Here is a 13701-nt window from a genome sequence, read left to right on the forward strand (position 1 = left end):
CGCAGCGAGAAATCTCCCCGTTCAAAGCCATCACTGCCCGGCCAGTGCCCGTTTACGCAGGGCCTGGACATTATCGGCGATCTCCATCAGCGGTTGCCGCCGTACCCGGTGCGGCAGGACCAGTTCGGCGCTGGCGCTGATGTCTGCCGATTCGACCTTGGTACGGCCGTCCAGGGCCGCCAGGGTCTTGGCGGTCTTGAGCATGATGATGTCGCCGCGATGCCCGTCCACCCCAACTTCCAGGCAGGTTTGCGCGATTTCGAACAGCAGCGGCCGCTGCACCTCAACCTGCGGGTAGAGGGCGCGGGCGATGAGCAAGCGGTCGGCCAGGGCCTCGGACTCGGCGATCCAGCGGGCGGCAAAGCCCTCCGGATCGAGATCAAAGGCAGCCCGCCGCTCCATGATCGTCACCCGGTCTTCCGCCCGGTGAATCCCCTCAATGTTAACGCAGAGACCGAAGCGGTCGAGCAACTGCGGCCGCAGCTCTCCTTCTTCCGGGTTCATGGTCCCCACCAGGGTGAAACGGGCCGGATGGGAAAAGGAGACCCCCTCACGCTCGATGGTGTTGACGCCCATGGCAGCGGAATCGAGCAGCACATCCACCACATGGTCATCGAGCAAGTTGACCTCATCGACATAGAGGATGTTGCGGTGTGCCTGGGCGAGGATGCCGGGCTCGATCCGTTTTTCCCCTTTTTTCAGGGCATGTTCGAGATCAAGGGTGCCCACCACCCGGTCCTCGGTGGCGCCCACAGGCAGCTCCACCACCCGCACCTTGCGCTTGCTCACCTCAGGGCAGGCCTCGGGAGGATGGCCTTGGGTGAGCAGACGGATCTCGGTAAACACATCCAACTCCGACTCGGGGTCGAGTTGGAACGGATCCTCGCTGAACACTGCAATCTCGGGGAGGATGTCAGCCAGGGCACGGACCGCCGTCGACTTGGCCGTGCCCTTCTCACCGCGGATGAGCACCCCGGAGAGACCTGGATTGACCACATTGAGCATCAGGGCCAGTTTCATTTTTTCCTGACCAACAATGGCGGTGAAGGGATAGATGGGTCGGTTGTTCATGGGTGTTGTCCTCGCACGATGTTGACCAAGGCTTCAGCCTTGAGGTCATCGATTTTAAAGTATTGGGCCTCCATGGCCCCGGCCAGCCGCCGGGCCAAACCGAAGGTGACCAGACCGGCCTCCTCGGTATCGACGACGATGGAGCGGATGCGCTGGTCACGGCCCAGGGCCTCAGCCAGGCGCAGTGACTCCTCCACCGGCTTCTGCTCCCCCAGGGAGACGTTGCACTTGCCGTCGGTGATAAAGAGCACAATGGGTTGGGCGGTGGGGTTCTTGATCAGGTAGTTGCGCACCTGCTCAAAACTCTTGGCCAGTCCGGCGGAAAGCGGGGTGCGCCCACCCACCGGCATCTCGGCAAGCAGCCGGCCGGCCATATCCACCGAGGTGGTGGGCGGCAGGTTGATGAAGGCCGCATCGCGGCGGAAGGTGATCATCGAGACCTTGTCGCGCTTCTGGTAGGCATCAAGCAGCAGCGACATCACCGCACCCTTAGAGGCGGCCATCCGCCCCCGCGCCCCCATGGAACCGCTGGCATCGACCACGAAGAGGAGAAAGTTGCCGATACGTTTCTCGCGCACCTTGGAGCGGATATCCTGGGGCCTGAGCTGCACCGCCAAGTCGCTGCCGTTTTTCCCTGCCCGCTGCTGCTGATACGGGGCAGCGGCGCGCAGGGTGGCATCGAGGGCAAAGTCGCCGTTATTGTGCAGGGTGCTCTTGACGTATCGCCCCTGCTTCTGCGAGATACGGCTGCGCGTGCGTCGGCCCGAGCCCCGGCGCACCACCCGGTCCTTGGCGGCAGCAAGCGGTTTGACTTGAAAGGTGGAGCCGATGGCAAAGACCTGGTCCTCGCGTTCTGCGGCTGCCTGGCCCTGTATTTCCTCCTCGGCCTGTTCCTCGGATTGCGATTCCTCCTGGCTCTGCTCCTGCGGTTGGGGTGGAGGCGGTGCCGTCTGGCTTTGAGGATTCTCCTGGGGTTGTTGCTGTTCCTGCTGCTCGCTCTGTTCTTCCTGCTCCTGTTGGTCGGTTTCCTCGGGCAAAGGGGGTTCCGGTGGGGGCGGAGGGGGTGGGGGCTGGGCATCCCGGCGGCGGTGCAGCAGCACCAACGGCGCCACCTTGCCGATATGTTCCACACTGACCTCGGTCTTGCCCTCCAGGGCGGCCAGGGCTCGCGCCGCCTGCTCCAGCACCAGGTCGGCCCGGTGACCGGCAACATTATTTTCTTGGCAGAGAGCAGCGATGAAGCCGCGCAGTCCCTTGCTGAGTCGCACCCAGGGCAGCAGGGTCTGTCCCTGGATGATACGGTGCGCCAGTTGCTCGTTCTCCTCGCGGTAGCGGCGAACAAAGCCGGCCGGATCCTGATCAAAGGCCTCGCGCCGCTCCATCAGTTCGACCCGCAACTCAGGCTCCTCGGCCCCGGTCACCTCCAGACAGAGGCCGAAGCGGTCGAGCAGTTGCGGCCGCAACTCGCCTTCTTCCGGATTCATGGTGCCCACGAGGATAAAGCGCGACGGATGGCGGTAGGAGATGCCCTCGCGCTCGATACGGTTCTCCCCGCTGGCCGAGGCATCGAGAATCAGATCGACGATGTGATCATCAAGCAAGTTGACCTCGTCGATGTAGAGCAGGCCGCGGTGGGCCTCGGCGAGCAGGCCAGGGGAGACCACCACCCGCCCCTCGCGCAGGGTACGGGGGAAATCAATGCCACCGCTGACCCGATCTTCGGTGGCATTGAGCGGCAGATCCACCAAGGGTACCGGCCGGGTGGCACGGGGCAGATCCGGAAAGCGCCGCTCGCATTCCGGGCAACGTGGGCTTGAGGGCGCGGGCGAACAGCTGTTGACGCAACCCGCCACCACCTCCATCTCCGGTAGCAAGGCTGCCAGGGCCCGCACCATGGTCGACTTGGCCGTGCCCTTTTCGCCGCGCACCAGCAGGCCGCCAACGCCGGGATTGATGGCCGCCAGCAGCAGCGCCTGCTTGAAGCTGTCCTGGCCGACCACCGCCGCCAGGGGATAGATCGCTTTTCTCATGCAATTCCCCATCACATCCTCCAACTGACACCGGCCATCCAGGTCAGGGGCGGGCCGAGCAGGCCATCGGCGTAGTAGTAGGTGGTGTCGGCGAGGTTCTTGATCTCGGTGAACAGGGCGTATTGGCCCAGCCGGTATTCGGCGCGGAGATTGGCCAAGGCATAGTCGGGCACGGTAGTGGTGTTGGCGCGATTGAGGAAGACCTCGGAGACGTACTTGGCGGAGAAGACCGTGGTCAGCCGCTCGCTCACCTGCCAGGTACAATCGAAGGTGGCGGTATGCTCGGCCTTGGCCGGGACGAACAGGCCACTCTCTTCGTCAATGGCCCGCATGTAGGTGTAGCCGGCCTTGAGGTTGAGGGGGGTGATCGGTTTCCAGTTGATCGCCACATCGCCGCCACGGTAGCTGACCTCGCCGAAATTCTCGTACTGGCCGATGCCATCATAACCGGTGACATAGGTGATGCGGTCGCTGAGCAGGTTGTAGAAGACCGAGGTCCGCAGGGTGAGTTGTTCGATCGGCGTCAGTGCCAGGGCCAGGCTGTAGTTGTCGGCGGTTTCCATGCCCAGGTCCGGATTGGGCCGGGTGGAGCTGGTGTGGTTATAGCGCTGATAAAATGAGGGAATATTGTTGCTGCCGCTGTAAGAGCCGGTCAGGCTCCAGCACGGTTGCTGGTAGAGCAGTTTCAGTTCCGGATTGAGCACATCGTCAAAGGCGGTGTTGGCATTGACGCGCAGGCCCCCGGACAGGGACCAGGGACTCTGCCCTTGATGGATGGTCTGGCTGGCAAAGAGGGAAAAAACCTCCTCGCTCTGATCAGCAAAGGTGGTGCCGTGGGCCTGGGCCAGGCGATAACCGGCGCCGTAGGCCAGTTCGCCCAACCCGCCGGTGGTGATGGATGCACTCAGATCCTCGCCCAGTTCGTTGACCCGCAAGCGTTGGTCCAGGGCTCGGCTGATATCGGTGTTGTGCTGCTCACCGCTATTGAAGAAGGTGGCGCTGGTATAGCCGTAGGCGCGGGCCTGGGCGGAGAGGATGGCAGTCTCGTTTTCCTTGCGCGATTGCGGGGTGGGGTAGTCCGGCAGGCCGGTCAGACCCCGCTCATCGTGGACAAAATCAGCGCCGAGATTGATGCCCCGCTCTTCATCCGCATTGTAGGCGAGCTTGAGCCCGGCCCGGTGGCGCAGGCTGTCGTCGTTGATCGTGTAGCCCTGGGTGGTTTCCACCTCGCCACCGGCCTCTGCCCCCCATTGGCCACGGCGAGCCTGGACATTGGCTCCGGCATACCCGGTATCCTGGTTGCCGCCGTAGGTCTTGATCGATCCGCTGACGGCGCTGATCGCCCGGGTGGTGACAAGGATCACCCCGCCGCCCGCATCCTGGCCGTAGCGCACCCCGCCCTTGCCGCGCAGGATCTCGATCCGCTCCACCTGGTCCGGGTCGACCATGGACCAGTTGATAGCCCCGTAGCTGGAGGTGGGATCGTTGATCGGCCGTCCGTCCACGAGCACCCGCACCTTGGAGGAACCGTGGATGCTCACCGAGGTGTCACCGGCACTCACCCCGGGCACATGGTTGAGCAGATCAGCCATCTTGTTGGCCTTCAACTGCTTGATTTCCTCAGCCGTGAGGATGATGGCGCCTTCCTCCTCCTGGCCCGAGCCTGCACCCGGTGCCAAAAGCGTGCCCAGGCAGGTCAGCAGCGCGCAGGCCCAGGGCCGAATTATTCGCTCCATTCCTCGACCTCGCCTTCCATCTCCAGGTAGGCGTTTTTCAACTGCTCCTCCATGGCTGCATCCGCCTGCCACATGCCGCGGCTGATGGCTTCGAGCAGTTTATCGAGGATGTTTTGCAGGGCAAAGGGGTTGACCTCCTTCATCCACTCCTGCATCTCGGGGTCAAGGGCGTAGGAACGGGCGATTTTCTCGTACATCCAGTCGTCGATGACCTCGGCGGTGGCGTCCCAGCCCAGCACGATATCCATCACATGGGAGATATCGCCGGCACCCTTGTAGCCGTGCCGCTTCATGCCGCTGATCCACTTGGGGTTGACGAGGCGGGAGCGGAGCACGTGCTTGGCCTCTTCCTGGGTGGTGCGAATCTTGACGCGTTTGGGATCGGAGCTATCACCCATGACCGCAAAGGGGAGATAGCCGCGCACCGTCTTCACCGCTACGATCATTCCGCCGTAGTAGTTGTAGTAGTCGGTGCAGGACATCATGTCGTACTCGCGCGAATCCTCGTTCTTGACGGTGAGGTCCATGCGCGAGAGCTGACGGCGGTAGGCCATGGGCTTGGCCTTGCCGTAGCTGCCCTGCCCATAGGCGTGGGAGGAATAGCGGATGTAGTTGTTGCCCAGGTCCTCCTGGGTCTGCCAGTTTTTCGACTCGATCAGTTCCGAGACGCCGGCGCCGTAGGTCCCGGGCGGGCAGCCGAAGACGCGGAAGGTGGCCTCGCGCCAGGCCTCCTCTTCACTCAGTCCCTCGCTGCGGTACTCCTCCAAATCGCGAAAGACGTTGCGGCGGATGAGGTTGGAGTCCATCGGTTCCTCAAGCGCAGCCACCATGCGGGCGGCCTCGTCGATCAGTTCCACCAGATTGGGAAAGGAGTCGCGGAAGAAGCCGGAGATGCGCGGCACCACATCCAGGCGTGGCCTTCCGAGTTCGTTTAACGGGATGACCTCCAGGCCAGAGACGTTGCCGCTGCCCTTCTGCCACACGGGCTTGAGCCCCATGAGGTAGAGAATCTCCGCCAAATCATCGCCGCGGGTGCGCATGGTGACGGTGCCGTAGACGAGGATACCGATGGAATCCGGATATTTGCCGGTCTCGCCCAGATAGCGTTCGATGAGGGCGTCGCCGAGACGAACCCCCACCTCCCAGGCGGCCGGGCTGGGGATCTTGTTGGGATCCACGGAATAAAAATTACGGCCAGTCGGCAGGATGTCGGCCTGGCCCCGGCTGGGCGCACCCGAGGGACCGGGCTTGACGAAACGGCCGGCGCAAGCAGCCAGGGCCGCATCCAGCTCCTCGCTGCACAAGCGGATATTGGGCACCAGCGTGCGGGCGATGTAGTCGAGGGTGGCTTGCACCCTGGCGCGATCAGCTTCCGCCAAATGCGAAAGCATCTCGCCGCACAGATCGGAGAGCGCCTCGGGTCGGAAATCGAACTCCGCCAGCCGACGCACCAGGGCCAAGCCCTGTTCATGGGCGGCCCGCAGCACCTCGCCACCGCTGCGGTTGCCGAAACGGGCCTGGTGTTTGCCGCGATTGTCAATGACATCGTCGTAATCGCAGCCCATGGCCATGACCAGGGACTCGCGCAGGGACGGCACCTCGCCGTTGGCCAGACGGGTCAACTGAACCACGAACTCGACCAGCCGCTCTTCCGCGGGCGCCAGTCCCAGGGTGTGGAGGCCATCGTTGATCATGGTATCGCCCAGTTCCTCGACATAGGCGTGCAACTTTTCGAGAAAGCCGTCGAAATCGGCCAGGGCCTGCTGCTCGCTGAGATCCAGATCCTGATCCAGATTGGCGGCAGCCACCGCCTCCCAGATCATCGGCCGCAGGATCTCCACCTTGGCCGGATCTTCAGCGCGGGCATCGCTGTAGTCGGCCACCAGGGTCTGCACCTTGGCCAGGTCGTCGTAGAGATCGGCATTGGTGAAGGCTGGGGTGAGATGATCGATGATGCAGCAGTAGGAGCGCCGCTTGGCCTGGGTGCCCTCGCCGGGGTCGTTGATGATGTAGGGATAGATGTTGGGCAGCTCCATGATCGCCAGATCCGGATAGCACTGGCCCGAGAGCCCCAGGGCCTTACCCGGCAGCCACTCCAGGGAGCCGTGCTTACCGATATGCATCACCGCATCCGCCTGGAACACGTCGCGGATCCAGCGGTACTGGGCCAGATAGTGGTGCGGCGGAGAGAGGTAGAGATCGTGCAAGACCTTGTCGATCTGCTCCAGATAGCCGCGCGGCGGCTGGATGGTGAGAAAGACGTTGCCGTTCAAAACTCCGGCAAAATGGAGCTGGTCGTTATGGACGAACAACTGGCCGGGCATCGTGCCCCAATCCTCGACCATCTTGGTGCGGATCGGCTCGGGGAGCTCCGCATGCCAGCCCTGGTACAGCTCAGCCCCGGCCTTGGCCTCGGCCCGGGCCGCCATCTGATCCATGGGCAGCCAACGCTGGTCGCAGGTCATTTTTTCCAAGAGCGTATGGGCGAGTTCGTCCTTTTCGGGAAAGTCATGGTCGATTGAGTAGCCCTGCTCCCGCATACGGGTGAGCAGGGTCGAGACGCTGGCAAAGGAATCCAGCCCGGCTGCGCAGCCGATGCGGTCGTTGCGCGGCGGATAGTGGTGAAAGACGATGGCGATCTTGCGCTCCGCAACCGGTATGCGGCCAAGCCGTCCCCAATTGATCGCCAGGCGCACCACCTTGTCCACCCGCTCCTGGATGGGCATGTACTTGGCCAGGAGCGCACCGGTGAGCGGATCGATGGCCTCCTGCTCGCGGGTGGCCACCGGCACGGTGATCAGCGCCCCGTCAAACTCCGGCTGGGCCGCCGAATAGGAAACGTCCATGGTCGGCAGCCCCTGCACCGACTCCAACCACTGGGCATAGGGTGCGGAACAGGTCATGGCCTGGATCACCGGCACCCCGAGGCGGGGCAGCAAGTGCTTGAAGGCGGGCGCTGCCAGGGTCATGGAAAACATCAACGGGTTGATCAGCACATCGATGCGCGGTGTATCGCCGTTCATGAAGTAGTCGGCCACCACGTCATCGGCGCCGCGATTGCCACGCTCCGCATCCTTGTAGCGCAGGTGAAACACGGGAATGACATTGGCGCCCCTGGCCTCGATGGAGCGGATCAGGCTATCGACAAAGGCGAGGTTGTTGTTGGTCCAGTAGGTCTGGTAAAACCACAGCCCCACGGTGACCTTGGCCGGGTCAACCCGCTGGGCCAGATACTCAGCCAAGACGGGGGTTCCGGAAAAATCGGGATGATAGATGCCGTCATCCGGCAGGGGCCGGGGTGCGAGGACGGCCCAATCGCCTCCATGCAACCGCTGGTGGAGGTGCACCAACAACTGGTGAAAATTCTGCGCCCCGCCGTATTGGAGGTAGCGTTTGATCAGATCCCACTCCGGGCTGCCGAACTCGGTGGAAAACTCGCGCGCTGCCTCGATGGAATCCTCATCGCCGCTGGTGGGCTGAATGTGGATCAGGGGCTGTTTTTCGCTTTCGATCTTGGCCAGCTCCTCGTGCAACAGGTCAAAGGCGGGAAAGGAGGCCTTGCCGCCGTGCAGCGAGATGATCACCACCTCAGCCCGCAGCAACTCGCGGACAAAGGCCTTCTGGCGGCTGCGATCAAAGAGCTGCACCTGGGTGCGGGCATGGATTGCCAGGGGCAGCCCCTGGTCGAGACCGAGCCGCATCCCCTCGGAGAGCGAGGGGATTTCCGTGGCTGTGGCGGAGAAATAACACAGGTTCAGCGGCTGCATCAGGCCTCCTCGGTATGGGGGGAAAAGGATCGGCAACAGGCAAAGGTTTCCAGGCAGGCGATCAGGGCCGTGGCGTCGGCGCAGTGCCGAGGAGCGGATTCGCCGTTGACCCGTAAACCCGGCGGCACCCCCTGGCGCAGACTGAGCAGGGGCAGACCGCGATCAAGGGCGCCCTGCAGCAAGTCCACATTGGCCTGGTTGGCCGGCCCCACCGGAAAACCGCTATCAATGACCAGATCACAGCCGTCCATCAATTCCAGGGCCTGCTGGGTGGCCGCGCCGTTGATCGTGGCCATGGGCTCGACCGCAACGCAATCCGCGCCGAGCGAGCGGGCCACATACCAGTCGAGGTCATTGCCGTGGACCACACCGGTGGCCAGGGCAAAACCCTTTTTGGCCAGGATGCGGTAGACCAGGGCGCCGCTGCCCATGCCGCCGACCACGAAGGCGCGGCCGTGGTCGCCGGCGCTTTTGAGCTCGATGCCACCGAGATCCCGATTGAACCGGGCCTTGTCAAACTCGTAGAGGGTGGTGACACTGTCGCCGCTGAGCACTGCTTCCGGGGCACCCCAGGCCATCAACCCGCCGTCGCGGATCAGGGCCACCTGGTCACTGACCTTGGCCGCCACATCCACATCGTGCAGCGAGGCAATCACCGTGATGCCCTGGCTGCGGCAGAGGTCGCGGAGGATGGCCATCACCTCCACCCGGTGTTTGAGATCCAGATGCATGGTGGGTTCATCGAGCAGCAGCATCCGCGGCGCCTGGGCCAGAGCCCGCGCCATCAACACCTTCTGCCGTTCACCGTCGCTGAGATCGACAAAGGCACGCTCGGCCAGCTCCAGGGCATGGACCGCAGCCAGCGAGGAACTCACCGCCACCTGATCCTGGGAGCCGAGGCGACCGAGGTAATCGGTATGGGGATAGCGGCCCAGGGCCACGAACTCGAACACCGAAAACATCGGCGGCGCGATCTTGTCGGTGAGCACCACCGCCATGGTCCGGGCCAGGTCCATGGCGGAGAGCTGCGACAAAGGCCTGCCCTGCACCCTGATCTCGCCGGCCACGGGGGAAAGGTGACGGGACAGGGTGCGGAGCAGGGTGGTCTTGCCGGCGCCGTTGGGTCCGAGCAGACTGATGAACTCCCCGGGGCGGCAGGTAAAGGAGAGATCGCGCAGCACAGTGCGGTTTTTGTAGCCGACACTCAGGCCGGTTACTTCCAGGATGGGGGATTGGTTGGTGCTCATAGTTTGACCCTCCGTTTGAGCAGCAGGGTGATAACAATCGGGGCGCCGAAAAAGGCGGTGATCGCCGAGAGCGGTAACTCCACCGGCGCCATGACCGTGCGGGCGATCAGGTCGCAGAGGCTGGCCACCAGCCCGCCCATGAGGCAGGCGCCGGGGATGAGGATGCGGTTATCCGAGGTGCCGAAACCGAGCCGGGCCATGTGCGGCACGGCCATGCCGATGAAAGCCACCGGCCCGGCCATGGAGGTGACCATCCCGGCCAGGGCGCAGGCACAGAGCAGGATCAAGAGGCGGAAGCGGCGGATGTCGACTCCCATGGAACCGGCGTACTCCTCGCCGAGCAAAAAGGCGTTGAGCGGTTTGCTCTGCACATAGAGCAGCACCAGGATGGCGCCGCCAGCGGCCAGCAGCAGCCAGATCTCATCCCACTTGAAGCCGGAGAAACTGCCCAGCTGCCAGAGGACAAAGCCCTTGATTTTGTCCTTCTCGGCAAAGGCGGTGAGGATGGCGCTGACCGCACCGCAGAGGTAGCCCATCATCAGGCCGACGATCAACAGCGTCACCCCGCCTTTGACGCGGTTGGCAATGGCGAGCACGACCAGCATAACCCCGTAGGCGCCGGCAAAGGCGGCCAGGGTGGAGATGAACGGGGTGAACAGGGTCCAGCCGATGGTGACGCTGGTGAGCATCACAAAGGAAACCATCAGGGTGGCGCCGGAACTGATGCCGAGGATATAGGGGCCGACAATAGGGTTGCGGAAATAGATCTGCAACAACAGCCCCGAGGCCGCCAGATAGGCACCGCCGAAGACTGCGGCAATGGCACGGGGAATGCGGATATTCCACAGGATGGCGGTGGTGGTCGAGGCATCCTGCGGATGGCAGAGCGCCTGCCAGATCTCGTTGAGGGGAAAGGAAATCGAACCGATGGCCACATTGAGCACCAGCATCACCAGGGTGAGCATCCCAAGCAGGGCAAAAACCAGCGGTGGACGCCGCAGCAGCAGCGGTCGCACCTGGGGCAGACAGCATTCAGAGGTGGTCATGATTGCTCCTTGACGGGTGGGGGCTCGGTATTGGGCAACTCGGTGAAGTAACGCAGCCGGTAGTTGGGATAGGCCTCGGGATGGAGGATGGCGCTGATCTCGGTGAGGATCTCGTCCAAGCGGTCCGCCGACTGGCTGTAGTGGGGGAGCGGCGCATAGACCCGGCCGCGTTTGAGTGGGCCGATGTCCCTGATCAGCGGGTTGAGCTTGGCCAGGGCCTCCTTGGAGGTGGCCCCCATTTCTCCGGTGCGGTAGGTAAAAAAGATATCCGCATCCTGGCCGGAGTAGAGAAAGCGCTCCACGGTGATCTCGATGCAGGCGGTGCCGAAGACATCCTTGAATTGGTAATCGGACTGGGCCAGTCCCACCAATTCCCCCACCCAGGCGTTGCCCGGTTCAACCATGACCCGTTTTTCGTAGATATCGCCCCACATCACCTTGGGCTGATGGGCCAGGCCGGCGGTGCGGGCGCGGATGTCGCTCAGTGCCGCATCGATGCGGGCAAAATAGCTCTCCGCTTCGCGCTCCTTGTGGAAGAAGGGAGCGAGAAACTGGACAAAACGCATACGGGTATTGAGGCACATGGCGGTGGGCGTGGTGGTGACCACGGCGGGAATACCGAGATCATCGAGCAGGGGAATCACCCCCGGATCCCAGGTGAGCACCAGTTCCGGGTTGCTCTGCTTGAGCCGCTCGAAATCGATACTGGCAGCATCGCCGAGATAGGCAATCCGCCCGGCCTCCATGCCCTGCCTGATCTCGGGAATGTACCAGCGTTGAGCCGGCGAGGTCACCCCCACCAGGGTCTGTTCGAGTACGCCCAGGGCTCGGAGCACAGCAATATCAAAGGCCCCGTAGGCGGCCACCCGCTGCACCGGGGTGCGCACCACCTGGCTCGGCCGCACATCGGTGGGCATGGCCGCCTCGCGGGGGATGAGCACCAGGGTGCGGCCGGCGCCGTCGCGGACCTCGGTACGCTCAGGTGAGATGCGGTTGATACTGAACTCACCTATTTGCAGAAAGGCGGGTTGTTGCCGCTCAGGTCCGGAGCCGTTGGCCGCGTCCTTATCGCTGCGACACCCAGCCAAAACCAGCAGCCCAATCAGCGCGCTGAGCAGCCAGAAAAAAGATATTCGTCTCACGATGTGCGAGCCTCCCGAATCATCATCCAATCAAAGAAATAGAGCACAAGGCCCAGGGAAAAGAGAACCATACCTGCCAGATAGAGCCCGACCCCCGGATCCTTGCGCACAAAGAGATCGACTCTGGTTTTCATCTTCATTCCACCCTGACTTTTAGGGAAAAAATTGCGCAGATGCAGGCTGTAGCCCTGAAACCGCACCGGTCGGGTACAACTGAGGATCGCCTCCCGCTTGGTCATGCCATCATCAAGCAGCAGCCTGACTCGGGCGGTGATGACCTCATCCTCAAGAAAGGCGAGGCGCTTGCCCTGGTAGTACTCGGGTTCAAAGGCGATGAGTTCGACCTGACCCCTCGTGCCGGGTAAGGAGAGGTGGGTACCCGGCACCAGGGTACTGCCGGTCAGGACGTCGGTGAACAGATAGCTGCACAGATAGCCGGCAAGGATGATGATCAGGGCGTAGTGCATGATGTGCGGCGCCAGCTTGAGCAGCCCCGGCCATCCACTGCGGCGGACGGCCAGGAGCTGGCGCATGCGGTTGGTGGTACAGACGAAGGTGTTGGCAGTCAGGACACTGAGCAGCACCAGCAGCAGGAAAAACCAGCTGGTCTGCTCCAGGTTGTGGCTGCCGTAGGTACGCATCCAGGCTGTCAGCCCCATGTCGTTGAGCGGGACGAACAAAGCGGTGTGCCGCACCAGGCAGAAATACCCCCAGATCAGATCCAGCGTCAAAAGCACGCAGAGGCCAATGGTCAGGTTGATGCTGGCTAACCCCTGCCAGATGACGGTGCAGATTCCTTTCATGGCATCACCAGACCACGAAAGGGGCCAATATCAGGTAGGCAGCTTAAGCAAAGGACAACCAGGCCACCCAGACCAACGAAGATGGCCCTTGCCTGCTGGCTCCAGGTTTTGCTGAGGTGAAGATGGAGGACGCAGGCATAAAAGAACCAGCCCGCCATGGTCAGGGTCAGGGCCGGATCCTCCCAGACCACCGGCGTACCCCAGCCCAGATAGCACCAGAGTTCGCCGCAGAACATGGAAGCCGTCCACAGTCCGAATCCCAGCGCGGCCCAGCGCAGGGACTTATGCAGGGCAACCGTGGGTCGCAGACCATCGATCCACCTGTCGCTCAGGGGCCAGACGCACAGGGCCCAGGCGGCGCTGATGACACAGCTTGCCTTGGCGAAGAGGGCAAACCAGAGAAACCCATGACTGAGCAGGGTCTTGGACTTGAGAAAGGGCAGATAAAAATCCTTGGGGAAAGCGAGAGACGTGACCACCAGAGCAACAAGCAGCGCAAGGACAAGCCGCCAGAGCATGCGCTCGCCCGGCTCTGAGCCGTTGCCGATACACAAGGCCAGCAGCCCCAGGCAAAGCGGCAGCGCCACGGCGCCGAGATGCATCGGCAACATCGGCCAGGCCTGGGTATAACGAAGGGCAACAATCACCAGGTTGCATCCCAGGGCCGGCAGCAGCAGAATCCGCGAAAGGAATACCCACCGCTGCGGCAGGAAGGCGGCCATCAGCGAGGTCAGATAACAGAGTCCGGCGCAGAGCCATGTTGTCTGGGTCAGGTGGTTCATACTTCTACCCCCGAAATAACGGGGAGATGAAGCGACAGCCTGCGCATGGCGGCAGGACTCCGACAGGGGTGGAAATG

8 protein-coding genes and 1 pseudogene are annotated in these 13701 nt (G+C 62.9%); all 9 read right to left on the reverse strand.

Going from position 1 to position 13701, the window contains the following annotated elements:
- Window positions 1–30 precede the first annotated feature (30 nt).
- A complete protein-coding gene (locus DESPR_RS15590) occupies window positions 31–1071 on the reverse strand; it encodes a magnesium chelatase ATPase subunit I (RefSeq protein WP_015725766.1) in 1041 nt (346 codons plus the stop codon).
- Window positions 1068–3101 carry a putative cobaltochelatase gene (locus DESPR_RS15595; protein ID WP_043770233.1) on the reverse strand — a complete coding sequence of 678 codons (2034 nt, stop codon included), beginning with the start codon at window positions 3099–3101 and terminating at the stop codon, window positions 1068–1070. Before DESPR_RS15595 ends, DESPR_RS15590 begins: the two co-directional genes overlap by 4 nt.
- A gap of 11 nt (window positions 3102–3112) precedes the next feature.
- On the reverse strand, window positions 3113–4837 hold the full coding sequence (locus DESPR_RS15600) for a TonB-dependent receptor plug domain-containing protein (RefSeq protein WP_015725768.1): 1725 nt from the start codon (window positions 4835–4837) through the stop codon (window positions 3113–3115).
- The gene (cobN, locus tag DESPR_RS15605) at window positions 4825–8604 is read right to left on the reverse strand and encodes a cobaltochelatase subunit CobN (protein ID WP_015725769.1); all 3780 of its coding nucleotides are present in this window, start codon (window positions 8602–8604) and stop codon (window positions 4825–4827) included. The genes DESPR_RS15600 and cobN overlap by 13 nt, the downstream gene beginning before the upstream one ends.
- Window positions 8604–9770, reverse strand: a pseudogene (locus DESPR_RS15610) (ABC transporter ATP-binding protein); the annotation flags it as partial. The gene cobN and the pseudogene DESPR_RS15610, both read right to left, overlap by 1 nt.
- Before the next feature lie 77 nt (window positions 9771–9847).
- Window positions 9848–10897, reverse strand: coding sequence for a FecCD family ABC transporter permease (locus DESPR_RS15615; protein WP_015725771.1), 1050 nt, complete (start codon window positions 10895–10897; stop codon window positions 9848–9850).
- Window positions 10894–12039, reverse strand: a complete 1146-nt coding sequence (locus DESPR_RS15620) for an ABC transporter substrate-binding protein (protein ID WP_015725772.1) — start codon at window positions 12037–12039, stop codon at window positions 10894–10896. Before DESPR_RS15620 ends, DESPR_RS15615 begins: the two co-directional genes overlap by 4 nt.
- Window positions 12036–12842, reverse strand: a complete 807-nt coding sequence (locus tag DESPR_RS15625; protein ID WP_015725773.1) for a hypothetical protein — start codon at window positions 12840–12842, stop codon at window positions 12036–12038. Before DESPR_RS15625 ends, DESPR_RS15620 begins: the two co-directional genes overlap by 4 nt.
- Window positions 12839–13624, reverse strand: coding sequence for a cytochrome c biogenesis protein CcsA (gene ccsA / locus DESPR_RS15630; protein ID WP_015725774.1), 786 nt, complete (start codon window positions 13622–13624; stop codon window positions 12839–12841). Before ccsA ends, DESPR_RS15625 begins: the two co-directional genes overlap by 4 nt.
- Window positions 13625–13701: the final 77 nt, after the last annotated feature.

It is taken from the genome of Desulfobulbus propionicus DSM 2032, from assembly GCF_000186885.1.
Classification (GTDB): domain Bacteria; phylum Desulfobacterota; class Desulfobulbia; order Desulfobulbales; family Desulfobulbaceae; genus Desulfobulbus; species Desulfobulbus propionicus.